This window comes from Terriglobia bacterium (assembly GCA_036496425.1).
GTDB lineage: Bacteria > Acidobacteriota > Terriglobia > 20CM-2-55-15 > 20CM-2-55-15 > 20CM-2-55-15.
In genome coordinates this window covers 23,983-50,786 of record DASXLG010000024.1, presented here as the reverse complement: position 1 = coordinate 50,786, position 26,804 = coordinate 23,983, and the positions used below count along the sequence as shown (strand labels likewise).

The window sequence follows — 26,804 nt, the reverse complement described above, 5'->3', positions numbered from 1 at the left end:
CCTCGACTTGTGCCTCGACCTCGTCCCGTTTGACCGGAACGCTGCGCACAGTGAACAGCGAGTCTGTCATAACCCAGATCAACAGCCGGTCCTTGAGCAAGGCATATTCGAGAATTTGTGAGTCCTTCGGTATGCGGTGCTGAGTGCTGGAGGGGTCGGGATTTGCCCGGGTCTGTTCGATATCGGGGTTGAATTCAGCCAGAAATTCGAGGAAAAGCTTGGCGCGATATTTCTGAAGATAAACCCATGCGGCGTCCGGGTTGCCTTGATCGAATGCAAATTCGATCGCCGAGTCGTACAATTCGCGGCGCGAATCGTCGAATTTGACCCGCAGGCTTTCGGACTTGAGGTACTGGTCGTCATCCTCGACGACCTGGATAGCCTCATCATATTTCTTCGATGCTTCGCTGGTGCGGCCGGTGTCTGCGTAAACCTGCGCCAGCAGCATCAGAGATTGGGACAGATGCGTCGAGGCATTGAACGGCAGCTGCGACGAGATTCGAAGATTCTCCTGCAGCACGGCCTCCGCCTGATTGAATTGCTTCCGGTGGATTTCACTTCTGGCTTTCACGATGCCGAGCCAGAGGGCGCCTTTATCGCGGTCAAATCCATCGGGAACTTTCTTGAATGCGTCTTCGGCCACCTTGAGGTATCGATCCGCCTGGTCGTGTTGAGACATCGATTCGTAAAGATCGGACAGCGTCGACGCCGTCGTAAATTCGATTCCGGCAGATTCATGGCTGCGGGCGACGGATTCATTGGCAAAGAGAATGGCCTTTTCGGCCATGCCGTGGCGGTAAAGAATAGAGCCGATCAACCAGTCCAGAGTGGCGATTTTTGAGGCGGAGGCAGCATCATCGTTTGTCAGGCATAAACATTCAAGGGCAAGACTCAAGGCTCCGTCCTGGTCTCCCGCGGCATATCGATAGGCGGCGAGATAATACAGCACGCGGATCCGATCATGCGGAGCGTCGAGATCGAGGAAACTCTGATTCGCTTCCGTCAGGAGGTTGATCATATTGTCATAGCTCGGCGTTAATCTGACGGTCGATCCGTATATCGACAGCCCGCGCGCGGCGAGCCAGATAAAACGTTCCTTCCTGGATATTGTGACCAGGTGTTCGAGCGACTGTTTTGCCTCGTCAAACCGGGCCAGCCGGATCAAAGTGTCCACGAGGTTCAAGTCGATCCAGAGACGGTCGAAGACCGAATCCGTCTGAAGCGCCAGTTGTTTGGCATGAGTATAAGCTTCGAGGCTCGCGGGATAATTTTCCGCTAAATATGCATCGGCGCCTGCTTTGACATCCTTTCTTATTTCAACAGTGCGATCCTTTGAGTCGCTAAAGAGCGGCGCAAGCATCGCTGAAATTGTCCGGTCGCCATAACGGCGCTCCATTTGAGAAGCGATAAAATGCAGTAAGGCCGATGATTCTTCCTCGTCCGAAGTGGCGTATTGCATGGCGACGCGGCGGCAGAGTTCGGGATTGTCGTCGAACAACCGTTCGGCTTCGACCAGGTTGTTCGATTCCACGGCCGTTCTCAGCTGGTCGACAATACCGCCTTCATCGATATGTTCCGGATTCGCGAGCTCGTGGTACCAGTCCGACTTTTCGTCGCGCCCGGCATACGCATGCAGGGCGTTTTCTGCAAGATTGTGGAATCGCAGCTTGCGAAAGAGGACGACGAGATTGAAGCGGGGTTCAACGGCTTTCGGGTCGGACTTCAGGGCGCTCTCAAAAGCGTCCTGGGCTTTCAAAAGAAACGCCGGATCGTTTCCGGCCAGTGCAAGGAAGCTGGCGCCGAGATTGTTCAGCGCCCCGGCATTGCCGGAGGTTTTAGGATCGGCTTGGTTGGTCGACTCGACGAACTTCTGCCAGTTTCCAGCGGCCAGATAGAGCAGACCCTGAAGCGTTTGATGGTTTTTCAAGCGCGGCTGCTGGAGGAGAAGAAGCTGCGCTTTTCCAAGCTCCTGCGCCGCGGATGCTTGATGGAGAAGCGGTGCGTAGGGGGTTCCGGACAAACGTCCGCCGCCCGGCCGCTGGCCGCTGTATGCCGCGTCGATCAGTTGGTGTATCTGATTGCCGGAGTAGGCATCCCGGGCGAAGAAGAAAACGCCAAGAGAACCGAAACAGAGCACGATCAGAGCGGCGATGAAACCCGCGGACCTGCCTCGCTTCGCGAATGACGTAATGTCTCCTCCTTCGCCCGGGCCGTTCAACTAGGGAACTGCAACCAGACTGCACATGATCCAGGCGTCAAGCATCATGAAATGATGGCCGGCGTGCGGCGTCGGCGCCGGATCGCCGGTCGCACCGACTTTCCTCGGGACAACGTCGAAATCAAGCGCCGCTGGCCGCTCGACGTACGGGAAATAGTGGTGGAAGTGATCGGCGAACGGGTCCGTAGAGTCCATTCTTTCCGCGGTATATTCCACCCGCAGCTCACGGGTTGTCTGGAGCGGAATATTGACCTTGCCTTCGTCCAGTTTCAACGTGCCGGCCGATGATAAATCAATCCTCAGGGCATCCGCAACCTGGCGCGGTCGGAATGATGTCACTTCCTGGCCGTTGTCGGCGCGGACGAAGGTATAACGGACCGGCGTCACTTCCGACGTCGTTATAGATCGAATGGCATTCCGCGGAATTGAAATCAATCCGGGGCATTGATCGATGTGAGATTTGACGTCGTTCCCGTAGAACTCCTTCATGCGGATCAATTCCGGCGCTACGATCTTCGGGTCGGCGGACGCAACGCCGGGAGCATCGATGGCGCCTTTTCCTTTAATAGCGAGAATCCTTTTTTCTCCAACTTGCGGTACCACAGACAATGTAGCTTTGTGACCGGGGGCCTTCGGAAAACCGAGCCGGATCACTTCCGGGTTTCCGAGGTCGACCATGACCAGGCCTTTAACATATAGAGAAGTTATATCTGCCCCAGCGGTATCTACTGCAGAGGTGGATGCAAGTGCTGGAATTGCCATGGACATAGCGCCGGCGCCGGCGACAACACCGATAAATTCACGTCGATTCATTCGTTTCATCTGGGACTCCTTCTTTAGTTGTTTTTAGGTTTGAACAGCGACTTCCGGTTTTCAGCCCAGTGGCGGAAAAACCCCATTTACTTAAGAAGACGTAATTCCTTAGCCCCGACATTCAAATAATTTTTTTAAATTTGAAAAATTTTTTGCGTGTTGGCGCACGCGGATTACGTCTTCTTCTAGTAGGAGGGTAAATAGGTGAGAGGTAATGAACACGGCCAGTGCATCGCTGAAGAGACCTTAACCGAATACCTGGAAGGCGTTCTAGATCCAGCACTTAAGGCCGCAAGTGAAGGCCATCTGATCTCCTGCGATGACTGCCGGGACAGGTTGGGTTTCTTCATGCGGCTGTTGGACGAAGAAGTAGCCGCAGAAGAGACTCAAAAGCTCCAAGTCATTACTGCTGAGTGGGATCGGAAGAAATCCAGCGGGCGGCTTTCCCGCGGCGCGGGGATATTTCCTTCCCGGTTCATGGGGTTCATCGGAGTTGCAGCGGTCCTTATTGTCGGAGTGCTTTCCGTCCGGTTTGTCCTGGAGCGCCAGGCAGAGTCCAACTCGGCAAGCGAAGTCGTCGAGCTGTTACTGACTCATCAGCGGCCATTCGAGTCGCGTCTGGCCGATGAACCGCACGTTCCGATGGCCCGGACTCGCGGTCCCGAGGATCCGGGCGTTTCCTACGGGCTTCTTGCCGGTGAGATGACTCGTCGTGGAGCCGACAGTCATCAGATGGGGCGTTTCTACCTTCTTCAGAAGGACTTTCCAAAGGCAATCCCATATCTGGAGATTGCCGCCCGGGAGGTAGGGGCCACGGCGGCCGTGCACAATGATCTGGGGGTTGCGTATCTGGAAAGCGGCGATCCGATGAAGTTGGAGCAATCTGGAAAAGAATTACGCCGCGCACTGGATCAGGATCCGGCATTTGCCGCCGCAGTGTTCAATCTGGCGTTGTTTTATGAGCGTACCAACCAGCCCGTGATGGCTGAAACGCAATGGAAGCGCTACCTGGCTCTGGATCCCCGATCGGACTGGGCTATGGAAGCGCAAGGACGGCTTCAAGGATTAAGTCGCTGAAATATGTCTGACAACATCCGGCGGTTTCGCTGGCAGAAGGCCAGCGAAACTTCCGCTCCTGATCTACTGCGCGAGTGTGGAGAGAAGTTGACGGACCGCGTCCTCTGGTCAAAGTTCCAGGAGCGGTTTCAAGGTCTGATCTTCCTCTATTTGATGCGAGCCATGCGTCTGAGGCGAATTCAAGACGACGCTGCCGACGTGGTTCCGGACCTGGCGCAGGAGGTTTATTTGCGGCTCGTCCAACACGACGGCCGGATCCTCAGAGGCTTTCGAGGGACGACGGAGTTTTCGGTCATGGCTTTCCTGGCGCGGATTTCATCATCGGTAGTTCAGGACTATCAACGGGCGGCCGCAAGCGACAAGCGGCGGGGCCAGGTTGTCCCCATTGAGACTGCGCGCGCAGCCGAACTCGGCGGCATGCCGTCGACGGATTCGCCGGAATTCGACTCGAGCCAGCTTGGCTCCATCCTGTCGTGGATCGATGTAGAGCGGATCGTTGAAGGCGATCCGGACCGCAAGAATGCCCGCAGGAACGCACTTATTTTCAAACTTCACTACATCGACGGTTTTCAGTCGGGCGAGATCGCCCGGCACCCGGGCTTCGAACTGACGAAGTCCGGTGTCGAAACTATACTCGCGAGATTAAGGAAGAGAATTCAGACATGAACGAGAACTTCAAGGTTGTCGAGTTCAAAGGATCTGGACTTGCCTCCCCCGGGCCGTATCAGGAAGTCGCATTGTATGTTCGCAACCTCCTGAAGTGTGATTATGCCCTGGTCGCGATCCCGGAAAAGGATTCGATCCGCATTCAGGCGATTGCGGGTGCGGAACCGGAGACCCCGGTCAACCTGGCCGCCGACCTCCTGGCGCGGCTGCGGGACTGGGGACCGATCGTGGTTGACGATTCCCGGATGATCGCTGCCCCGGTCCTGCAGGGCAGCCACATCATCGGCGTGCTTGTGGGTTATTCCGGCCAGCCAGGGACATTCACTGCTGACGATCTGGGTAGGCTATTGGAATACGGCCCCGCCGCCGCCGAACTCCTGATCGACGCCGGTTCGGGCCAGACCAGAACCAATTTCAGTACAGATGAACTCCTGCACTTCTCACGCTTGATCACAATCGGTGAACTGTCCGCCTGTTTTGCTCATGAGGTGACGAATCCGCTCACGCTCGTTCGCGGTCATCTCCAGTTTGTTGAAGAAAGTCTGCCCGCCGGGCACCCCTTGAGAATCAACTTCGAAGTGATCGACCGGGCCTCGCGGCGCATCGAGGAGATGACGAAGCGGATGCTCGACTTCAGCAAAAAGCGGACAAAACGGACCGAACCGTGCGACATCGCCGAAATCATCTCGGACGCTCTGCGGTTCATCCAGCCGTACACCCGTTCCCAGTTCGTCGATGTCGATGTCCAGCTTGAACCGGAAATACCGATGATCCGGATGGATCGCTGGCAGATGGTTCAGGCTGTCGTCAATATCCTTCAGAACGCCGCCGACGTTATGGCGGACCGGGATAGACGCTGCGTATCCATTACAGCCCGCGTCGACGGCAGCCGGCTTCAAATTGCGATTTCCGATACGGGACCCGGAATTTCACGGGTGAATATCGACAAGATTTTTAATCCCTTCTTCACGACCAAAGGTGAACGCGGTACGGGACTCGGTCTCTACATCACCAGACAGGTGATGGATGAGCACCACGGTGCCATCGACGTCCAGACCAGCGACCGCGGAACGACTTTCCTAATAAGCCTCCCTCTTTAGGCTGTAGGGCGGGAGCAACCTCCAGGATGGAGGTTTCCCGCCCTTTCTTTTTTTCTCCTTCAAATTTCAAATTGGAAATTGGAAGTTGTTTCATTGCATCAATGAAGAAATCGCCGATTTGGCGGTTTCCGCATCTGAATTTGGAAACTATTGATTAAGTTGGCGTGCCGTTCGAACTGAAGCGGCGACAATCCGGCAAAGTTCCTGGTTTTCCGCGACTATCGGTTGTGTAATTTCCGCGGGTACCAGCGCCGTTTCGTTAATCAGTTGAAGCCAGACGTCCGTCTCATTCAGTTCCTTCAACACAATCCTCAGCTTGTGGATGAAGTCCATCCTGCTTTCGGCGGCACGCGCTTCAGCGTAATTTGCTGCTGTAGCGCTGGCGGATCGCAGCATCTGACTGGATATATGCCGGCCTATCTGCGTTCGGCGTAGCTTCGGGCAGAGCGTCAGTATTTGCGCTGCAAACTGGACCAGCCGCCTTTGAAGCTCAATGCCTCTTGATGGGGTCGCATTCATGAGCCGTCCTCAGGCACGCGTGATTCCCAAAATGATGCATTGAAGCAACCTCCAATGCTGCAACCTCCAATATTTTCAAACCATTATTTTCCATTCATTGCATTACAATCCCCGCCGTATGTTTGCCAAACGCTTGAATTCAACCTCGATCTTCTATGTCATCTTCTTCCTGTCCGGCGCCACCGGCCTGGTTTACGAAGTCATCTGGGTGCGCCTGACCGGTCTTGTATTCGGGAACACGTCCCACGCGATCTCGACGGTGCTTGGCGCGTTCATGGCCGGGCTGGCGCTGGGAAGCTGGAAACTGGGCCGGCGGGCCGACCGGACGCAGAATCCGTTGCGGCTCTATGGCCTGCTGGAGATCGGGATCGGTATTTCCGCGGCCCTGGTGCCCCTGGTGTTCCGGGCGCTGGATACGTTTTACTGGGCGATGGCTCCGGCCCTTTCTTCGATTCCAGCGGGCGGCGGCATCGTCCGCTTCGGAACCAGCTTCATCGTTCTGATCACGCCGACGTTTCTGATGGGCGGCACTCTGCCCGTTCTGACGCGCTTTTTTACAGAACGCCTTGACGAGGTGGAAGGCAAGGTCGGCGTCTTGTATGCGCTCAACACGTTTGGCGCGGCCGCAGGTTCCTTGCTGGCGGCGCTTGTGCTTATTCCAGGAATCGGAAATATCCGGACCACGATCATCATTGCGAGCATCAACGTCATCATCGGCGTGTTCGCGATATGGATGTCGAGCCGCATTCACGAGGCGGCTCGAAGGCCCGGTCCTGCCGAACAGGAGACGCCTGTTTCCATGGCAGCGGATGATATCCGCAGTTCGAATCCGGCCGCGGACCGCCTGGTGCTGATGACTCTGGCGGTTTCCGGTTTTGTCTCGATGATGTATGAGGTGTCGTGGACCCGCGCGCTCTCGGCGATCATCGGCAGTTCGACCTACGCCTTCTCCATCATGCTGGTGACGTTTCTGATCGGTATCGCGCTGGGCAGTTCGATCGTCAGCCGGCGCAAGCCCGTGGCTACGCTCCGGCTGCTTGGATTGATGCAGGTTGGAGTGGCGATCGGCGGCGTGGTTTTTCTGCTGGGCTACCTGGCCGCGCCGTACGCGTTGCTGGCGCTGATCCGGGCGTTTTTTTATTCTTTCCCGGCAATCCTCACGATCCAGTTCATTCTCTGCGCCGGCCTGATGATTCTGGCCACGCTGTGCATGGGGGCGAGTTTTCCGATCGCAAGCCAGTTGTATTCGAGCAAATTCACCATCCTCGGCCGCAGCATCGGCAATATCTATTCGATCAACACGGTGGGCGCGATTATCGGGTCGCTGCTCGGCGGATTTGTCCTGATGCCCCTTATCGGCACGGAACGAACGATCCTGGTAGGCCTGTTCTTCAATTCGGCGATCGCGCTTCTGTTGCTCACGGAAGCCCGAACGGCGAAGTTTGCGCAAGGCATTGCCGCCGTCCTTCTGCTGGTTGCCACCGTTTCAATGCGGGGCGGCATGTTCTGGAAGCCGGCCTCCCTGGATCGCGGCATCCTGGTTTATGCGAAGGCGCTCGGTTCACGGCCGGAGCTCACCGTGGACGAGAACTATCAGGACACGGACGTGGTGTACTTCAAGGAAGGCAACAATGCGACGATCTCCGTCCGCAAGGGAGAGAACTACCTCGCTCTGCGGACGAACGGCAAAGTCGATGCGTCCAACCGCGACGACATGATCACGCAATTGACCGTGGGCTGGTTGCCGGGCTTCTACCATCCGAATCCGAAGGATGCGCTGGTGATCGGCTACGGTTCCGGCGTGACCGTCGGCGCTGTGACTTCGATCAAGGAGCTTCAAGACATCGACTGTATTGAAATCGAGCCTGCCGTCTATGGCGCCGCTCCCTGGTTTTCGACGATCAATCGAAAGAGCTACGAAAATCCGAAAGTCCACCTCATCTTCAACGACGCGCGCAATTACATGAATACGACGCGCAAGCAGTACGACATCATCATTTCGGAGCCGTCGAATCCCTGGATCGCGGGCGTTGCCAGCCTTTTTACGGCGGAGTTTTATGATCGCGCTTCGCAGGTCCTCAAACCGGACGGAATTTTCGCGCAATGGATTCAGCTCTACGAACTCGATCCCGAGGATCTGCGGATGGTGTTGTATGAGGTTCAGCGGAAGTTCCCTGAAGTCTCGGTCTGGGTGACAGATTCCGATTTGATCATCATCGCAAGCCGGCAGCCGCAGAAACTCGATATGTCGCGTGTGGCGGACATCGTTCGCTCCGATCCCAGCATGGTTCGGGATTTCCGCGATTTCCTTCACACCGATCAGCCGGAAGGACTCCTGGGATACTACGTAATGTCCAGCGATGCTGTACGGAAATTCGCGTCTCATGCGCGCCGCAATACCGACGACCATCCGTTGCTGGAATTCCACGCGCCCCGGCAACTCTTTACCGACACCCGCGATCTGAATCTCGATCTGCTGTACGAATCGAAGGATGGCCTGCTGCCGGCTGGAGCCGTGGCCGACCCGGAGAGCGCCTATTCCGGAATGATCGAACCGTTTCTGGTCTTCAAGCGGACGAACCTGGCCAACCAGGCGATGGCTCGTCTGGCGCAGGCTCCCAAAAAGGAGCCTGCATCGCTTCAACTGGCAATCGCCAAGTTGAATATGGATTCCGGAAACTTTGTGCGCGCTGCGGACTCTCTGAAAGAGGCCGACATGCAGCTGAAGCCGGACAGTCCCCTGCGGGGGGAAGCGGAGGAGCTGGCGGGCCTGCTGTACGACGCGATGGGAAATGCCAGTGACGCGAAACGTCATTACGAAAACTCCGTCAAGGCCGATCCGTCACGTCCGCTTCCTTTCAGGAAACTTGCCGAACTGGCGGCAAAAGATCAATCCTGGAGTGAGGCGGGCGATTGGATGGAAAAGTACGTGGCGACCCAGCCTCAGCAGCCCGGCCATTTCTGGGCAATGCTGGGCGATTATCGTCTGGCTGCGGATCAGACCGAACAGGGAGGGGAGGCGCTCCAGGCCGCCTTACATGCCGACCCGTATGTTTACTGGGCGCACTACCGGTTGGCTCGGGTCTATGAAAAAGGCAAGGACACGGAGGATGCGATCAAGGAATATGAGTTCGTCGTGCGGTATGCTTTTGATCGCGATCCCGACGTCTATGTGAAGCTTGCAAACCTGTATACAAACGCGGGACGGAAAAAGGACGCTCTCCGGGTTGTGGAAAAAGGGCACAGAATTTTCGCCACCAATCCTGCGATTTACCGTCTATATCGAGAACTGCAGGTCGGGAGCTGATGGTAAAAAACGTATGCAATATTGCATCATTCGAAGTTCCTTCATTTGAAATTTGAAATGCAGAAACCTCCAATGCTGCAACTTGCGATAGCACACGGCAGAGGCAACGGGTACAGGCCGGTTTTCATTGTCTTGTGCCTCTTATGCTTCTTGTGTTCCTTCCTGTTCGCTTCTCAGACGCTCAAGGTCGACGTCAACCTCGTCAGCCTTTTCGCCACCGTCAAAGATCCGCAGGGGAACTTTGTTTCCAACTTGAGCAAGAGCGATTTCCGGGTTTACGAGGACGACCAGCCGCAGGATATCCAGATCTTCGAAAAGCAGGATAAGGTCGATTCATCCATCGGACTGTTGATGGACAGCAGCGGCAGTATGGTCGACATCATGCCGTTTATGAAACGCGGCATCCGCGATTTCACGCGGGCTCTGCCTAAAACCGATGAGTACTTCGTCGTTTCGTTTGGAACCAATGTTCGGCTTGTCCACACGTCTTCACAGCCCCAGCGCGACCTTGAGGACGCTCTCACAAAGGTGCAGGCTTTCGGCACCTCGTCTCTCTTCGACGGCCTGCTGTATTCGATGGAACGAGTGGAAAGGTCGGATCGCCCGCGCAAGGCATTGATTGTTTTCACCGATGGTGATGACAACGCCAGCAACGCCGGCCACGGCCGCGTCGTTCAGGAAGTGCAGAATTCGGCCGTGCTGCTGTATTTCATCGCGATCGGTTCTCCGATTCTGGTGGACTCGCACACCCTGGAGCCGCTGTCGGACCTCAGCGGCGGCCGCACGTTGTATGTGCCGAAAAGCGAGGCGGTGTCTCCCGTCATGAATCAAATTCGCCAGGAACTCTCCCAGCAGTATTACCTCGGCTACTACATCCAGAAGCGCCCAGGCTTCCATCGCTTGCGAGTGGCGGTTCCCGGTCGGAGCGATCTGAGAATCCGCGCAAAGACCGGGTATCTCGGGGGCAGTTAAGACCATTGGATCAATGCATCAATTGACGTTGCTTCATTTCTTCATATGAAGCAACTTCCAATGATGCATTGATCCAATGGTCTTAACCGGTCTTAGCTGGCCTCGTTAAACGGAAACACCTGCCTGGGGCCTGCTTCGTGATAACCGTTCCACTGAGCTTCGAATGAGGTGTCGTCGATTTTGTAAACCTGAAAAACCGGCAAAGGCATGCATACGGAATGTGTCGGGCAGGATTTCCTGATTTGCAGGACCGTCTGGGCCGGTTGCGCAGTAAGCTTCCGGATCAACTTCAACTCAGCATCGGTAAAGGTCGTCATGGGATTGATTCTCGATCTCCATTTCCAGTTTTCAATTTCGAATTTCCAATAATATCAACGTTTGGACCACATCTGTCCGGGACTTGGAGCATAAACAACACAATTGGTTGTGTTCGAAAACGTCCAGGAGGCAATAGATGGTCGAGCTAAGATTCCGCATCCGAAACAACGTTTTCAATGCGCAGGAAGCCGCAGCGCGCCGCGCGACGATCCGTCCACTGTCATTATGCTTGCCGTCGGTTGAAGAGGCGGCATTGCTCGGTGAAGTGGATGAAACCGGACGCGTCATTCCGCGCCGAGGGGTTTTCTACACCGGCACTCTCCGGACCGGACCCGTGATTGAAGGTTTCGAAGATTGTGCGCTCGGTGAATTTGTCAGAGCCCAACTGGAAGCGCTTTCGCAGAACGGTGAGCCGCCGGCCCGCGTCGAGGTTCACGGACTGGATCCCTTCCTGGAAATGGCGGAGCCCGAACAGACCGAAAAGCTGCGGGACCTGATCAGTGTTTGCGAATTCCGCTCCAACGAATTTACGCCGGAGTCGGCGGTCCGGTTTTTGAAGGAAAGCGGATTCTTCGATGAATACATCATTGTGGGCGTGAAGCGCGGCAATGGCTGGCGCCGTTCGCGATGCATCACCACATTCGAGGGCCGTCCCGCTGACGCGGCCACCATTCTCGGCCATCTCGCCGAATATTTCGGCAAAGAAACCCAGGACGACAAGCCGCATGACGACCGGCACATGTAATACGTCCGAGGTCGAGCAGATCGAACGCACCTGCCCGAACTGCGGGGCACAACTCGACGAGCAGAAATGCAAGCTCGTGTGCCCCAACTGCTTCTATTTCAAATCCTGCAGCGATTTTTAGTTCTAATTCAAATTCGAGATTGCAAATAGAACTAAATAGTTCTCAACGGATTCCTGCCTCTGACAGTATTAATCATCAGAAAGGCAGCGTGAATGGAACTGCGCGCATCACCGTTGTGGATGACCGGCATCGGGTCCGAAGGGGATTCCGGGATTGAATTTGCCCGGGTCCTCGAGCGGGCGGTCTCCGGCGATGTTTCGGCTTTTGAGCAAATCGTCATTCGATACGAGCGCCGGGTGTTGACGCTCGCGTGGCGGCTGCTGGGGCGCGGGGAAGATGCGGAAGACGCTTCGCAGGAAGTCTTCCTGAGAGCGTTCCGGTTTTTGCACCGGTTCGATTCCCGGCGGCCTTTTGAGCCCTGGCTGGTGAAGCTCACCGTCAACGTTTGCCGCGATATCGGACGCAAGCGGCCGGTCGTGACGGATCTGGATACCGAAAGCCTGCGTGCCCGCGGCGACCCGCACCAGGAATGGAGTGCCGAGGAACAAAAGCAGATTCTTCACGCGGCTCTTCAGGATCTGCCCGGGAAGGAACGCGCCGCCGTCGTCCTTCGCGATATCGAAGGATTTTCGACGGCCGAAGTGGCGGAGATTCTGGGTTCGAGTGAGACGACGGTGCGTTCTCAAATCAGCACTGCCCGGCTGAAGATCAGGAAGGCTCTGAAACGGAGACGAATATGACTTGCCGCCATTCGGAAAATGAACTGGCCTTGTATGTCGAGGGAGATCTGCCTCCGGCAAAGGCGGACCAGGTGGATGTTCATCTTCATTCATGCCCGGTGTGCCGGCAATTTGTGGACGAACTGCGTGAAACGCAATCGACGTTCAAGAGTATCCGCCAGGAAACGGTCAGCCCGCAGGCGCTGGCTCATCTACGGACGCGAGTTCTCGGGCAGGTGGCTGCGCAGAACCGGAGGCCGGGGTGGGGACGCTGGGTTTATGCGCTGGCGGGAGTGGCGTTTGTGGTTGTGGTGGTGGCCGGAGCGTTGTCGAGGTACGACCGACCGGTAGCGAAGGTGCAGGCAGTGGCGGTGTCTCCTCCTGCTGTTTTGCAACCGTCAGTGGCGCTGCACGCCGAAGTTGTTGCCGATAAACAACCGCCGAAACCGCATCTGCGGCGCAGCCACCGTCCGCCGGAGACGAAGGCTGCTGAGCCGCCGAAAGAGATCATGGTCAAGCTGCTGACGGAGGATCCGAACGTCGTGATTTATTGGTTGGTCGATCAGAATGGAGGTGCGCTGTGAAGGGATTAAAAAGATTCTTATCCATCTTGCTGATAGGCGGTCTGTTGCCGTTGAGCGGTTTCGCCGCAATGCAGGGCCAGAGACAGACGTCAGATAATCCCGATGTGGAGCGCTTGCGCATCCAGGCTGAGGATCAAGCCAGGCAAGAAGCAGAGCAGCGGGACTGGGAGACGAAGATCTTCTCTGTCCGATATGTGGATCTCCTGCAACTGAGAAACGCCTTGTCCATGTTTCGTGCAAGGATGCAATCCAGCCCGGAGCTGCATGTGCTTTCGGTTAAAGCGCCCAAGGAAATCATGCCGGCGATCGAGGATGCCATCAAGCGTCTGGATGTCCCGCAACCACCGCAACCACGAAAAGAAGCGGAATTGACGATTTACGTGGTTCTCGCGTCGGATCAGCCTGAAACGGCGCCGGCGATTCCTTCGGTCCTGAACCCCGTGCTCAACCAGCTGAAAAGCGTGTTGTCATACAAGGGCTACAAGCTTCTCGATACGTTGATCACCAGGAGCGGTAATACTTTTTCCACGATGCCGACCCGGCTGGATGGAACGATTGCGCTCAGCGAAAACTCAAAGCCCTCTTATGGTTTTTCTGCCAGCTTCCAGATCGTGAACCCGGATGGAAAAGGGCAGGTGTTGCGGTTAGATAACATGTCATTCCAGCTTAGTGGCATGGGCGTGAATGCCCGCGTCGCAAGCGCCGTGGAGATTCCGCAAGGCCAGCAGGTCGTCGTCGGAAAAGCCACGTTAGGGGACAGGGCTCTGATTCTCATCATGTCCGCCAAGTTCGACTGACGGCTCAGGAAGACCGAACATTCCCCGCCTTTCCAAGGCGGGGTGGCTGCGCCATCAAAAATGGTCCTTTCCTTAGCGGCGCAGACGGGGCGGTTATCAAATTCAAACAAAAAAGGTACGCTTCGCGGTTCGTTGATAACCACCCCGTCCGCGCGGCTAAGGAGGCTTCGCAGCTTCTTGTTGATCGTGCGGCCACCCCTCCTTGGAAACGGAGGGGAATTGTCGCCGAGCCTTTCAAATTAAACCACTACCCAGCAGTCTCTTCAGCAGGAGCGCGAGCGGGTATTGAGGGTCCTCCTTCAACAGGGTATCGAGTGACCGGATACACTCCTCGTTTTTTCCCGAATCCAGCAGCTTCGCCGCTACGAGATATTTCTTATTCGCCGCAAACGGGCGATCCATCGCCGCCCAGGTTCCAGATTTTTCCGTCCCCGCGCCCCGCCCGGGCCTCTCGTCCTTTAATACCCTCTCCAGCAACGCCGCAGCCGCCCTCGGCGTCTCCTCGCTGTTAAGTACCTGCAGGATTTTGTCTTCAGTTTCCGGATCACTCCCCCGCGCGAACAAACCGGCCAACGCCAGCAGGTCCTCGTGAAATATGGGATCGTCTCCGTGCACGACGATCTCTTCCAGAATGCGGTCCACAGCGGACGGTTCGTCGCACTCGATCAGCAATTGAAACCAGCGGAACGGAATGTCTTCGTGAGTGTGCGGCTTCAGAGAATACAGAATGTAGTGGCGGGGCAGCGGCCACATCGAGCGAACATACTGGTAGGCTTTGCCCTCCAGATCCTCAGGGAGCATCGGCTCGGAGATCGCATGCGCCAGGACGCGGGCGCTGACGGCACAAGGACTGCCGCCGAGCGCATCCAGGGCCGCTGCCGCCGTTTGGCGATCGTCCGGCGACTCGAACAACACATCGGCAGCCGTGGTCAGGCGATCGTCCGGCTCTGCGGCCGCGCAGGTTTCAAGCCTTTCGAACAGGTACGCCGCATAGCTCTGGATAATTTCCGGAAAGTCCCTCAGCGGCGTCTCGATGTCTTCGATGGCGCGCAGCAGCCGTCCGGACCCGGGCCTGGGATCCTTGCGAAGATTCAATGCCATGTCCGCCCGGATATCGAGCCGGCGTTCGACGTGTTCGGCGATCCCCGCCTCGATCAGTCTCCCGAATTCCGGCTCGTCCAATGAGACTTTATCTTCTTCGATCAGCCGCCCGAGTTCGTAAAGCAGAAAGTCGTCGCACGGGATCCGGTAATCGAACTTTTCCAACGGATTCATACGTTCGATTGCCGCAACCGGATGTCGCCCCTCGCCGGATCGACGGATTCGATTGCGACATCAATCGTCACTCCAGGCAGGGCCTTGCCCGCGGCAGTCAATTTCGCGCGCAGATAATAGTCTTTCAGTTCGACATTTCCCTTGGTGTCGAGCACAACGGCCTGCAAAGGGTCGTTCGCCTTATAGCGCGACAGGTATTCCAGCAGCCAGTAATTCGTCGAACGATCTTCGATTGCGCGAATCTCCTGCTCGGCGGCTTCGGCGCCCGCCAGGATTTGCAGCAAATCCTCCCGGCCGTACGGGATCGGTTCTGCTCGAAGCAGTGCGGTGAATTGCCGTTGCGTCACCAGATCCGCATATCTCCGGATCGGAGACGAGGCCTGGGTATAGGCCGTCAGGCCCAACCCGGAATGCAGTCCCGGAGTCAGTGAAAGGCGCGATCGTTTAAAAGTCTTGCGCAATCGTTCAAAGGCCAGCGCTTCCACGGCGGGAGCCTCTTCCACAGCGACAGCCTCCCGCGGCTCCTGCGTCCGGTAGATCACGCCGAGAGCATTGACCGACGCGAAATCCGCCGAAAGACCGTTGGCCAGGATCATCATTTCGCTGACGATGAGCCGGGATGGGGAATTCGGATCGATCACGTGGACTTGGATCTCATTTCCGCTGACATGAATCTTGAGTTCCGGCCGCCGGAAGGTGATGGCGCCCCGCGCCGCCCGTGCATCGTGCAGTTGGGTTGCGATCCGATGCAGAGTTTGAAGCGCCGCATCGTCCGCTTTCAGGCCTTCATCCGCCTGATCGTACGACCAACGTCTGGCGATGTTAATCGTCGAGAGCGTGATGCGGTAGCCCAGCCGGTTGCCTTGCTCGTCGAAGCGGACCTCGACAGTGTAGGCGGGACAGGGCCGTCCGGCGTTCAGGCTCATCAGGTCGGTCGACAGCCGTTCCGGAAACATCCGGACGCTGCCGGTCGGCAGATAGATCGTCGCTGAACGCTTAGCCGCTTCCGCGTCGAGCAGATCGCCCCTGGAGATGAACGCCGAGACGTCTGCAATATGGATCCCGACAATAATTTCGTTCCCGTCGTGCACGACGGTGAGCGCGTCATCGACTTCGCGCGTGTCCTCGTCGTCGATGGTAAACGCCGCCAGGTTCTGGAAATCCGTACGCGCCGGGCTGGGAACGTACGGAGCGAAGGCGGCGGCGGCCTCCTGGAACGGCTCAGAGAATTCGGTTTCGATTCCCGCCATCACCAGGAACCGATCGGTTGCGGCGTGAACTCTCCCGGCAGCCAGCAGGATCTCGTAGGCCGCGTCTCGCGCTTTTGCCGGGCCTACAATTTCCGCGAGAAGATTACCCACTTCGTCGCCGGTTCGATGCCGCAGCCAGTTCTGGATGCGATCGATGAGAGGTTCCGCATCGGCCGGGATGACGCCGTTTTTCGTCTTCAGCAATTGAGCAATCCGCTTCGTTGCGTGCTCGCGAAAATCTTTGCGTTCCTGCTCACGCTGCCGGCGGGTGCGTTCAGCGCCGACCTGCTCGTCTGTCCTGGCCTGAAACTGCGCGCCCCTCCGTTTGAAGAACAGGTTATCTTCGGACAGGGCGCGAAACACCGCGGACGCGGCCTCCGGCGTGGCTTCGGCGAAGAACAATTCGGCCAGTTCTGTGGTTTCGAGATCGCGGTGCACTTCATTGACGGACTGCCAGAGCAATTCGATATCGATTTGCGATTGATGCGCGGCGACCTTGTCGGCCAGCTGCCGCGCTGCGGAAGGGAAGTCGTCCTCCGTAACCGGCCGGTGGGCAATGACGACGCGGTCCCCTCCGACACTGATATTCCGGCCTCGCGGATCGACGACGTGCAGCCGGTCCCGTTCCTGTTTGCGCACATATCCGACGCGCAATTGGTCTCCATCCAGGAACTCGACCATGTGTCCTTCCAGGAACATCACCGACATTCTAAACGCTGCGACACCAGTGAAGACTTCTTTTGCCTGTTAACAAACCTCGAATAAGCGATTCCCATTAAACACTTCCCATTTCCCCAATTTCTCCATAACTATTCTGTCCCTTCCACCGTCAGTCCTATCGATCAGGGACAAGGTGAAGATTGGGGCGATGGGAAGTGTTTAATGAGAATCGCTTATTCGAGGTTTGTTATCAGGGTGTCCGTTCACGCTACACTGTTCTCCTATGTCCAACGAAATGCTGAGTCCGCTGGTCGGATCTTCACTGCGGGTCGAGAACCGGGAAGAGCTCGACGAATTCCTGTCGCGTCCGGACGCCGCGCACGTGGTGCGGACCGCGTCCTTCGAGGAAGTATTCTTCACCATAAAACACCTGGGGCTGGCCGACAGCCTCGATCTGCTGTCGCTGGTTTCCGGCAGGCAGGTGCGGGGTTTCATCGATCTGGATTGCTGGCGGAAAGACACGTTCGTGCGAAAGCCGTTCATGGAGTGGGTGACCGCGTTTATTCAGTCGGGCGTGGAGGAAACCATGAAGGCGATCTCCGGAATCGACGAGGCGGTGACCGCGTTGTTCCTGAAAGATCTGATCCATGTGTATGAAATCGATCGTGACGATCCGCCGACGGGCACCCAGATGATCTTCACGCCGGATAACCGTTTCGGCGTCGAGCCGCTCGAGGAGGGGGAGCCGGCCACGATCGGGATGCTCATCCTGGATGCGCTGTTCAAATACAACCCGGCGCTCGGTACGCAGATTCTCACAAGGGTGCGGTATACGACCCGCGTCGAGCTGGAGGAAGTGGCGTACGACAACAAGAATCGCCGTCTCGAGATGCACGGGTTTGTCGATTACTACGATGCAATGTCGATCTACGCCATTCCGCCCGCATCCAAGCCTGAAGCCGTAGCTGATCGCGAAAAGCCGACCGAAAGCATTGCCGGCGAAGAAAATCCCGGCAACCTGCCGGCTGTGTTCGCGGACTCGCTGCTCGGCGGCGTGTTTCTGATGAAAGCATTCGGCCAGATCACGGATCCGGAGGAATCGGACCATTTTGCGCAGGAATTGACGGCGCTGGGAAACCGGATCCTCTCGGCCAACCTGGTGAACCTCGGAGAACTTGAAGGCATCCGGCCAGCGCTGGAAGAGATGCGGGACTTTCTGACCATCGGTTTGGAATACCTCACCGGCGGCCGTCCCGAATCCGCGCCACAGGTGCTGCGAAAGAGCTATATCCAGACGATTTTCAAGATCGGCTTCGACCAGGCTGCTCGCCTGCGCGATGAGGCCGATCGTCTCGCCCAGTTTCCCGGTTTTCAAACAGCGGCCCTCGATGAAGAAGACCAGCAGTTCCTGGAAGCGGTACGGCGGTTCAAACCTCTGGTGATCGAGGAGGGGCGCTACCGGAATTTCCAATCCCTCGCGGACGTCGAAACCGCACGAACCCGCCTGCATCAACTGCGGGACATGGTCCAGGTTTTCCTGGCAGCGTTTCCGGGAACCGCACAATCGTTCCGCCGCACCTTCAACACGGCCACGATTCAGTTTGGTGTCAGCGGGAAGCTTGAGCCCAAACCGCTCCAGGCTGCCGAAGTTGAAGCTTTCTTTAAGCAGGGATTCCAGCTGCCGGAAGTCGAGGTTCCGGCGGGGATTCGACCCTTCGCGGAACGCTGGTGGGCAGACCTTCGCGAAGAGTTCGAGCCGCTCGTGGGAAAACCGGTTGATCCCCGGTTTATCGGCAGCATTTATATGGAGTAAGGGGCCGAAACAGGTTTTAGCCGCAGATGACGCGGATGACGCAGATGCGCCATCCGCGTCATCTGCGGCTAAATAACTTTGACGGAGCCGGGGTGAAACATTGAAAGGTAAATCGATCATTCTCGCCGGCGGCTCTGGCGGACTGGGAGCCTTTTTAGCAGAGGAACTGGCCGCCCGCGGAGCTGTCCCCGTAATCGGGTGCAGGACCAACCAGGAACGCGCGGAGGCGCTCGCCGGCCGCCTTTCGGAAAAATATGGTGTCCGGATACCGGTTGTCGTGGGCGACGTTCTGGACAGCGCCGTCCGGGCGGCTCTTATGGATGCAGCGCAGGATGCCGGAGAACTCTATGGTCTGGTACCCCTCCTCGGGAATCCCGCCAGAATACCGATCGAACAGGCAACCGAACACGATCTTATTGAATCCATGCGCGTTAACTTCGCCGGCCCGGTGCTTCTGGCGCGTGATTTTGCCGCGGCTGCCGGAGATCGGGACGGGACGATTGTGTTCATCTCCACCATGCAGGCCGTGGCGGCGTTTCCCGGCAGCACCGTTTATGCGGCACCGAAGGCCGCTTTGACCCATACAGCCCGCATCCTGGCGAAACAGTGGAAGATCCGCATCAATGTGGTCGCACCCGGCGTCAATAACGCTGGAATGGCCTTGGAAAGCGTCAAAAGCGGCAAATACGATCCGTTTGTGGAGAAGAAGGCCATTCCCCGCTACGGTCGTCCGCAGGACGTCGCCCGGGCCATCCTCCTCTTTCTGGAGCCGGACAATTACATCACCGGCCAGGTTTTGACGGTGGATGGCGGGCTAACCCTCAAAATTTAAGCACTTTAAGGCCTTCCAGGCTCAAGATTTGCAGGACAGGATCGTGATTTTGAAAACAGGATCATGGTTTGTCAAACCAGGATCGTGATTTTGAAAACCACGATCCCTACCTAACGGGTCGGGTCTGACCCCCTAAAATAAAGATATTGTTGACATCCAGACGCTCTATCTTGAATATTTTAACGAGAACGGTTCAAGCGCCTGAACTCTCACCCCCTCGCGACCAGGGCGAAACACTTGAAGCGCAGACTTTGGAAACTGTCGAACACGTTCGCTAATTGGCCTGCCGCAGGTGACTTTTATTCAAAAAATTGCAATAGATCGATGACTAGTAATGTCTCTTTTCAACTCTCGAGAAGGAGGGTCAGTGAATGTTTTCTAAAACCAGATCATTGATGCTTGTGGCGTTGGTGATAGTCGGACTCGTCGGAGCGGTGCCGGGTCTGTTCGCTCAGGCTAGCGACGGCGTCATCCTGGGCACCGTAACGGATGCCACTCAAGCCGTGATTCCGAACGCGATGGTGGCGGCGACGAACAAGGCCACCGGCATCGTGTACACGGCGACGACGAATTCCGTCGGCGAGTTCCGGATCAACAACGCCCCGGTCGGTACCTATGACGTCAACATTACAGCGAGCGGGATGACACCGCAAAGACTGGCGAATGTGCAGGTGGAATTGAATCGAACCTCCACCGAAAACATCACCATGCAGGTGTCTTCGGTAAGTGCAGATGTCGTCGTGCGTGAAGCGCCGCCGCTGATCGACTCGTCGACCTCTCAATTGGAAACCACCTTCAAGGCGGATCAGGCGGTCAATCAGCCGATGGCCGGCAACTTCATCAACGACACCGGCGTATTGAACTTGAGTTTGCTGGCGCCCGGCGTCACGCAGAGCGGCGGTATGGGTTATGGTGAAGGACCGTCGGTCGGCGGCCAGAGGCAAACGAACAACGCGTTCTTTGTCGACGGCGTGGACAATAACCGTCATGACGTGACGGGGCCGACTGTGACCGTGCCTAACGACGCCGTCGCCCAGTTCTCGATTCTCGAGAACCAGTTCAGCCCGGAGTTCGGCGGCGCCTCCGGAGGCATTTTCAACATCGTCACGCAGAGCGGCACGAACGACATTCACGGTTCCTTGTATGAGTACGTCAACAACCGGAACATGAACGCCCTGGACGGAAAAGTGGCGGCACAGGGATTCCCGGCACCCGGTGTGCGTATTCCCCGTCTCGATTACAACCGCGTGGGCGGAACGGTCGGCGGTCCCATCATCAAGAACAAGCTGTTCTATTTCGGGGATTACGAGTATTCGCCGGAAGGCCAGGCTTCGGTTCCGGGCTCGCCCATCGTTGGCCCCACGGCCGCAGGCTTTGCCACGATCGCGGGGTTGCCGGGTATCAGCGCGACGAACCTCGGCATTCTGACGAAGTATCTGGCGCCCGCGCCCATTGCGAACGCGCCTTCGATCACGGTCGGTGGCGTGGCGATTCCGACGGGATCCATCAGTGTTTCGGGTCCGTCGTTCTTCAATAAGCAAAATATCGTGGCCTCCATCGACTATGACGCAAGCAATTCCGATAAGATCCGCGGCCGGTATATCTACAACAGGTACAATAGTATCGATACATTCGCGCAGTTGCCTGTCTTCTATACGCCGGTTCCGGACAATCGACACCTCTTTTCAATCTCAGAGTTCCACACCTTCTCGGCGACGGCGCTCAACGAATTCCGGGTTTCTTACAGCAGGAAGAACAATAACTTCCCGGTTGGGAACTTCACGTTCCCCGGCCTCGACCAGTTCCCGAACCTGCAGTTCGACGATCTGAATCTTCAGGTCGGTCCGGACTCGAGCGCCCCACAGGGATACATTCAGGGGCAGCTTCAGGCGAACGAGAATTTCACCAAGACGTTTTCCAGGCACACGGTCAAGGCCGGATACCAGTTCCTGGACGTGATCGCCAGCAACTCTTTCATCCAGCGTGAACGCGGCGACTATGACTATACGATGGTCGATCTGTACCTGCATGACCTGAGCCCGGATAGCGAGGGTGAGCGCAGCGTGGGAGTCACCGGAGGAACGCCTGCGGGTTATCTCTTCCATAGCATGTACGTCAATGACGACTTTCGAGTAAAGCCCAACCTGACGTTGAACCTCGGCCTGCGGTACGAATACATGACCGTGCCGGTTCTGACGCGTTACCAGAAGTTCAGTGCTCCGGCGAATGTGCCGGGACTGATCACGTTTGCGGAACCGACGCCCCAGAAGACGAACTGGGCGCCGAAGATCGGATTTGCCTGGACTCCCAGCGGCAGGACCGATTGGGCCGTGCGCGGCGGGTTCAGCCTCAATTACGATCTGACGTACAACAACCTGAATATCAACGCGAAGCCGGCGTACTTCCAGCAGACGCATGACGTCGACTTGACCATGCAGACGCCGAATTTCCTGAAGAATGGAGGCCTGCTGCCTTCCAACGCGATCGTGATCACGACCGATCCCGTGGCGGCGCGTGCGGCCGTTGCATCGTTCATGCCGAACGAACAGATCCGGCCGTATTCGATCAATTACACCGTCAGCATTCAGCGAAGTTTCGGCAGCAACTACACGATCGAAGCCCGTTACCTCGGCACCAAGGGCGTTCACCTGTTCGTGCAGGATCAGCTCAATCGCATTTCGAACATTACTCCGACGAACGGCCTGCCGACGTACTTCACGATGCCGAGCCTTGCGACTCTGGCAACGCTGCCCCGGACACTGGGTGGCCTGCAGGATCAGCTCAACGCCATGACCGGCGGGAATGGCTCCAACAGCTATGCGGCAGCGGGATTCCCCAACACGATCACGGCTTACGAGCCCATCGGGAATTCCAAATACAACGGCTTGGCTCTTCAGCTGATCAAGCGGTACACCAACAACTTCTCCTACGCCGCCGCTTTCACATGGAGTCATGCACTGGACGATTCCACCGCGACAGTGTTCAGTACCGAACTGACGCCGCGCCGCGGCCAGGATTTCGGCAATATGCGTAACGACTGGTCGACTTCGGCTCTGGATCGCCGTCTCAGGTTCACGTTTGCGCCTGTCTACGACTTCAAGCCGTTTTCGAACGGCAGCTGGTTGCTGAAGAATGTCGTCGGCAACTGGAACATCACCGGTTCATATACCTTCCAGTCGCCGGAGTACGCGACCGTTCAAAGCGGCGTCGATTCCAATCTCAACAACGACACGGCTGGGGATCGGGCTGTCGTCAATACCAGCGGCCAGGCTCTGCTCGGCAGCGATGTCACTCCATACAACGCTGCGGGTGCGGCCGTTGCAGCGGGCGACCGCAGCATCGTCGCTTACGTTGCGAACCATTCCAACGCGCGGTATGTAGTGGCCGGACTCGGGGCTTTCCCGAACGCGGGAAGGAACACCTATCCGCTACGCCGAACAGATGACGTCGACTTCCAGTTGATGAAACGTTTCGGTATCACGGAGAAGACGCGGTTCGAAGTTGCGGGGCAGATTTTCAATATCTTCAACCACCCGCAGTTCACCGGAGACCTGTTGAACGATGTCTATCCGAATCAGAACAACACCACCCGGAGTTTCCTGCTGGTCAATAATCCGGAGTTCGGTCATTTCGAAGACGGATTCTTCACAAGCAATCCGCGGCAGATTACGGTCGTCGGTAGAATCGTTTTCTAGCTTCTTTCAGACAAAAAAAGAGCACGGGGTTCAACCCCGTGCTCTTTTTTCGTCTTGAAAATCGGTTACTTCGATACCGATCTTGCAGGACCGGACGGCCTTCCGCCCCCACCGCCGGACCCGGCGCTGCTGATTCCACCGGCGGAGCCCCCGGGACCACCGCCACGGCCTGCAGCCGACGCCGCGGTAAAGGCACCGCCGCCCCCGCCGCCAGTGTTCGTATTGCCGTTATTGTTTGAAGCAATGGTGCCGCTGTTGGAGCGCCCGCCACCGCCATATCCGCCTCCGCCGTTGTAGACGGGTACGATCTGCGTGTAGGTGTATCCGTAAGGCGAACGGTATCGCCCACCCGGCATGTAAATAAAGGACCCGAGCAACTGAGACCACAGCCAGACGTCCTGGAATGAACCGTAAGGTACTCCGGCCGTCGAATTCAGGCTCCTCGCGATGTTCGCGTTGGCCGACGCAATCTGCGAGTCACGCTGCTGGCTCCAAAGCTCCAGAGCCGTCGTGAAGGTCTGCACTTTCCGGGCGCGGTACCCTTGATCATCCGAAAGCTGGAAGCCTTTGCCGTAGACGAGGCTGTTGCCGGCATCGCGGATCTTTCCTTCCACGACAGTGACTCGTCCGTCACTGAAGAGATAGATGCCGTCCTTGATGATCTGCATGTGCAGGTTACCGGTGGTGACCGTCAGCGGGAGGTCTTTACTGAAGCCGGAGGCTTCAACCAGAGCGGACCCTTGCACGACGTGAATCGCCATGTCGTCGAACTGCACTTTGTCCAGAATGACCTGCGAGTTGGCACCCATCCGCAGGTACGAGCCGGGATTCAATAGAATTTCCAGCCGGCCGTTGGGGCCGGTTCCGATCGGCACGCCTGGCTTTGCAACGGTCGCCATTTTGACTGTCGCCGCGCCCTGCACATAATTCACCACGCCGGCCTTGGTTGAAACGATGAAGGACGTGCTGGCCACCTGCATCATCAACGCAAACACGATGGTGTTCATAGTCAACTCCTTGGGGAAGGCTGCGCCTATTGTACTCCCTCTGCAATTCGAACTCCAAAAGGAGACTATTGGAAATTGCATCATTAGAGATTTCTTCATTTCAAATTTAGAACTGAAGAAACCTCCAATGATGCAATTTCCAATAGTTCTAGTGTTCCTTCCCGGGCGCCCCTGACTTGTCCGGGGGTTGCGTAAGCTGTGGGAATGGGACAGCCGTCGACACTAGTCATCGATATCGAAACGGTCGGGCAGGACCCGGACGGTATGTCCACTCGCGCGCGAGAAATACTTCTGGACGTGCCTACCGACGAGGACCGGCAGAAGGTGCTCTCGTCGCTCGGCCTGGACCCCTGCACCGGCAGAATCATCTGTATCGGCGTGCACTGGCTCGAGCTCGAGCGGTCGCGCGCCTATTGCCAGCCCGACGAGCGCGAACTGCTGGCCAACTTCTGGTCCGACATGGGCCAGATCCGGCCGCAGCGGTTCGTGACCTTCAACGGGAAGTCGTTCGATTTTCCCTACATCAATATCCGGAGCGCCATCATGGGCGTACCGATCCCCCGCGATATCCTTCTCGATACCCGCCGCTTCAGCACCGAGCGTCATTTCGACGTCCGCGAAGTCCTCACCAACTTCGAGCGCTACCGCAAGGGCACGCTGGAATTCTTCTGCGAGATTTTCGGTGTCGATTCACCCAAAAACGGCATCAACGGCAGCAAAGTCGGGGATTATTTCAAGCAGGGACGCCTCCAGGAAATCGCACATTATTGTCTCGCCGATTGTAAAGCGACGGGCGAGCTGTATCAGCGATTGAAAAATTACTACAGATAAATTAGAAGAAAGGTATGGGGTCTTGGTCTTTGCTCCAGTATGCCCTGCTATTCGTGTGCTGGCTCGCCGCTCTCGCCACGCTTCTGGTTTTTCTCGAGACCTGGCTGGGAATCTCCGGGCGTAACCGCTTCATGGCGCGGCGCGCTTCGGGGGCATACGGCGTGATTTCGGTTTTTGTGCCGATGCATGGGATCGCGGATAAGACCGCCGAGATCGAACGGGCCATCCGCTCGATTTTCGGGCAATCTTACCCCTTCATTGAACTTGTCCTGATCTACTGGGAGGAGGACCGGCGCTTCGCCGAGATGGCGAAGCAGATTCGCGGCGCCCGTTCCCATATCCCGGTGCGTACGGTCCCGACGCTGTTTCCGATCGATACCGCCAATGATCGCATTCGCGCGCTCGAACATGCGCAGCCGGTCGCCCGTGGCCGCTGGTTCGTGGTCCTCGATTCCGAGGTCATTCTGGACCGGTTCGCGGTTGAAACCGCCATCGAATTTGCCGGCTCCAATGAGATATCGGCTCTTGTGCTGCGGCCCGGCGTGCGCTGCCGCTCCTTTTTGCAGAAGATTATTGCGCCGTCCATGGAACACATCCTTCAGATGGTCCGCATCGCGAACCGCCGCCGGGAAAAGCGCAAAGGGCTGGAGTTCGAATCGTCATTTCTGCTTCTGAATCGCGAGGCGTTCGAGGTGATCAATAAGATCAACCGCATGCCGGGGATCCTGAACGACGCGGCGTGGAATCTCTGGGGATATCAGATCGAAGGGCTGCGGACCTTTGCCAGCGACGGCTCCCGATGGATGTGGCGCGATGCGAGCGTCTGTTCGTGGTCGTCGAATATGGATCCTGAACGCCGTTACGGGGCAAGTTCGGTCAGTTTTGTGATCGGAGGAGCCGTGATGGCCGCCCTGAGTGTCGCCGGCCTGATTTTCGGCCTCGTCCACGGCATCGATAACTTTGCGGGAGCCAGCATCCTGGCCTTTTCCGGCGTCAACTATTTGCTGATGTGGACCAGCTATTTTCTTTTTGCCCGCCGCCTGCGCGCCGCCGCCTGGTTCGCGCCGCTCTGGGTGTTCAGCTACATACCCGCCGCCGCACTGACATTGATCGAAATTCGGCGCACCGGGCGCGCGGTCAAGTCCCGTAAACACTCGGAAACATTGACGCGCTCCTGAAAAGTGAAAAGACGCATTGGATCATTGCATCATTGGACGTTTCTGCATTGCATCAATTGAAGAAATGAAGCAACGTCAATTGATGCAATGATCCAATAGCTATCTTCTCTTCATCCGGTTCATCGTTTCCTTAGGCACCTTCGCATCGCGCATGTGGTCGAGGTTGTAGACGATTCCGTAAGCGGAGCCCACGGCAACGAGGCCGGAGACAATCGCCAATACCAGGCTGGTCCGGAAGGCGCCCGCAAGAATGTACAGCGCCACGATGAAAAGCACGGCCCAGCCGCCGGCGATCAGCAAACGGAAGGCGACCGTTTCGCGAAACGGAATCACGGCCTCCTTCTTTTTAATTCGCATTCGGCCCATC

General features: G+C 57.0%; 22 protein-coding genes. 14 read left to right on the top strand and 8 right to left on the bottom strand.

Annotated elements, in window-relative coordinates:
* Nucleotides 1–2,218 (bottom strand): tetratricopeptide repeat protein (locus VGK48_02100; GenBank protein HEY2379951.1); only part of this gene is annotated, 2,218 nt, incomplete at its 3' end.
* Nucleotides 2,219–3,040 (bottom strand): hypothetical protein, encoded by an 822-nt coding sequence (locus VGK48_02095; GenBank protein HEY2379950.1) that lies wholly within the window; start codon nucleotides 3,038–3,040, stop codon nucleotides 2,219–2,221.
* A 195-nt stretch (nucleotides 3,041–3,235) separates the two neighbouring features.
* Between VGK48_02095 and VGK48_02090 the strand changes: the two genes are divergently transcribed.
* From VGK48_02090 to VGK48_02080, 3 genes are read left to right on the top strand one after another with little or no spacing between them, the layout of a single operon-like run.
* Nucleotides 3,236–4,108: a hypothetical protein gene (locus VGK48_02090; protein ID HEY2379949.1), complete on the top strand. Its 873-nt coding sequence runs from the start codon at nucleotides 3,236–3,238 to the stop codon at nucleotides 4,106–4,108.
* 3 nt (nucleotides 4,109–4,111) lie between these two features.
* Complete coding sequence (locus VGK48_02085) at nucleotides 4,112–4,774, top strand: hypothetical protein (protein HEY2379948.1); 663 nt, start codon at nucleotides 4,112–4,114, stop codon at nucleotides 4,772–4,774.
* Nucleotides 4,771–5,874 (top strand): ATP-binding protein, encoded by a 1,104-nt coding sequence (locus VGK48_02080; protein HEY2379947.1) that lies wholly within the window; start codon nucleotides 4,771–4,773, stop codon nucleotides 5,872–5,874. Before VGK48_02085 ends, VGK48_02080 begins: the two co-directional genes overlap by 4 nt.
* Before the next feature lie 147 nt (nucleotides 5,875–6,021).
* Here the strand turns inward: VGK48_02080 and VGK48_02075 are convergent, their stop codons facing one another.
* The gene (locus tag VGK48_02075) at nucleotides 6,022–6,393 is read right to left on the bottom strand and encodes a four helix bundle protein (protein ID HEY2379946.1); all 372 of its coding nucleotides are present in this window, start codon (nucleotides 6,391–6,393) and stop codon (nucleotides 6,022–6,024) included.
* 118 nt (nucleotides 6,394–6,511) lie between these two features.
* Between VGK48_02075 and VGK48_02070 the strand changes: the two genes are divergently transcribed.
* Entirely contained in the window at nucleotides 6,512–9,700 is a 3,189-nt protein-coding gene (locus tag VGK48_02070; GenBank protein ID HEY2379945.1) for a fused MFS/spermidine synthase, read from the top strand.
* A 150-nt stretch (nucleotides 9,701–9,850) separates the two neighbouring features.
* Nucleotides 9,851–10,672: a VWA domain-containing protein gene (locus VGK48_02065; GenBank protein ID HEY2379944.1), complete on the top strand. Its 822-nt coding sequence runs from the start codon at nucleotides 9,851–9,853 to the stop codon at nucleotides 10,670–10,672.
* 92 nt (nucleotides 10,673–10,764) lie between these two features.
* Here the strand turns inward: VGK48_02065 and VGK48_02060 are convergent, their stop codons facing one another.
* Nucleotides 10,765–10,989, bottom strand: a complete 225-nt coding sequence (locus tag VGK48_02060) for a hypothetical protein (protein HEY2379943.1) — start codon at nucleotides 10,987–10,989, stop codon at nucleotides 10,765–10,767.
* Between the two features lie 137 nt (nucleotides 10,990–11,126).
* On the opposite strand from VGK48_02060, the gene VGK48_02055 reads away from it, so the two are divergent.
* The 4 genes from VGK48_02055 (at nucleotide 11,127) to VGK48_02040 (ending at nucleotide 13,896) form a co-directional block, all read left to right on the top strand.
* On the top strand, nucleotides 11,127–11,735 hold the full coding sequence (locus tag VGK48_02055) for a hypothetical protein (protein HEY2379942.1): 609 nt from the start codon (nucleotides 11,127–11,129) through the stop codon (nucleotides 11,733–11,735).
* Between the two features lie 213 nt (nucleotides 11,736–11,948).
* Nucleotides 11,949–12,536, top strand: coding sequence for a sigma-70 family RNA polymerase sigma factor (locus VGK48_02050; protein HEY2379941.1), 588 nt, complete (start codon nucleotides 11,949–11,951; stop codon nucleotides 12,534–12,536).
* Nucleotides 12,533–13,099, top strand: a complete 567-nt coding sequence (locus VGK48_02045; protein ID HEY2379940.1) for a zf-HC2 domain-containing protein — start codon at nucleotides 12,533–12,535, stop codon at nucleotides 13,097–13,099. Before VGK48_02050 ends, VGK48_02045 begins: the two co-directional genes overlap by 4 nt.
* Nucleotides 13,096–13,896 (top strand): hypothetical protein, encoded by an 801-nt coding sequence (locus tag VGK48_02040; GenBank protein HEY2379939.1) that lies wholly within the window; start codon nucleotides 13,096–13,098, stop codon nucleotides 13,894–13,896. The genes VGK48_02045 and VGK48_02040 overlap by 4 nt, the downstream gene beginning before the upstream one ends.
* Nucleotides 13,897–14,130: 234 nt before the next feature.
* Here VGK48_02040 and VGK48_02035 read toward each other — a convergent pair whose 3' ends face one another.
* Nucleotides 14,131–15,171, bottom strand: a complete 1,041-nt coding sequence (locus VGK48_02035) for a hypothetical protein (protein HEY2379938.1) — start codon at nucleotides 15,169–15,171, stop codon at nucleotides 14,131–14,133.
* Complete coding sequence (locus VGK48_02030; protein HEY2379937.1) at nucleotides 15,168–17,129, bottom strand: RNB domain-containing ribonuclease; 1,962 nt, start codon at nucleotides 17,127–17,129, stop codon at nucleotides 15,168–15,170. Before VGK48_02030 ends, VGK48_02035 begins: the two co-directional genes overlap by 4 nt.
* Nucleotides 17,130–17,364: 235 nt before the next feature.
* Between VGK48_02030 and VGK48_02025 the strand changes: the two genes are divergently transcribed.
* The 3 genes from VGK48_02025 to VGK48_02015 all read left to right on the top strand — a co-directional run bounded on the left by VGK48_02025 (nucleotide 17,365) and on the right by VGK48_02015 (nucleotide 23,421).
* On the top strand, nucleotides 17,365–18,894 hold the full coding sequence (locus VGK48_02025) for a DUF6178 family protein (GenBank protein HEY2379936.1): 1,530 nt from the start codon (nucleotides 17,365–17,367) through the stop codon (nucleotides 18,892–18,894).
* A 100-nt stretch (nucleotides 18,895–18,994) separates the two neighbouring features.
* On the top strand, nucleotides 18,995–19,726 hold the full coding sequence (locus tag VGK48_02020; GenBank protein ID HEY2379935.1) for an SDR family oxidoreductase: 732 nt from the start codon (nucleotides 18,995–18,997) through the stop codon (nucleotides 19,724–19,726).
* A gap of 371 nt (nucleotides 19,727–20,097) precedes the next feature.
* A complete protein-coding gene (locus VGK48_02015; GenBank protein ID HEY2379934.1) occupies nucleotides 20,098–23,421 on the top strand; it encodes a carboxypeptidase regulatory-like domain-containing protein in 3,324 nt (1,107 codons plus the stop codon).
* Between the two features lie 65 nt (nucleotides 23,422–23,486).
* Here the strand turns inward: VGK48_02015 and VGK48_02010 are convergent, their stop codons facing one another.
* Complete coding sequence (locus VGK48_02010; GenBank protein ID HEY2379933.1) at nucleotides 23,487–24,428, bottom strand: FecR domain-containing protein; 942 nt, start codon at nucleotides 24,426–24,428, stop codon at nucleotides 23,487–23,489.
* 204 nt (nucleotides 24,429–24,632) lie between these two features.
* Between VGK48_02010 and VGK48_02005 the strand changes: the two genes are divergently transcribed.
* A complete protein-coding gene (locus tag VGK48_02005) occupies nucleotides 24,633–25,259 on the top strand; it encodes a ribonuclease H-like domain-containing protein (protein HEY2379932.1) in 627 nt (208 codons plus the stop codon).
* A gap of 14 nt (nucleotides 25,260–25,273) precedes the next feature.
* A complete protein-coding gene (locus tag VGK48_02000) occupies nucleotides 25,274–26,437 on the top strand; it encodes a glycosyltransferase family A protein (protein ID HEY2379931.1) in 1,164 nt (387 codons plus the stop codon).
* Between the two features lie 99 nt (nucleotides 26,438–26,536).
* On the opposite strand, the gene VGK48_01995 is transcribed toward VGK48_02000, so the two are convergent.
* Nucleotides 26,537–26,794, bottom strand: a complete 258-nt coding sequence (locus VGK48_01995) for a hypothetical protein (GenBank protein HEY2379930.1) — start codon at nucleotides 26,792–26,794, stop codon at nucleotides 26,537–26,539.
* Nucleotides 26,795–26,804 lie beyond the last annotated feature (10 nt).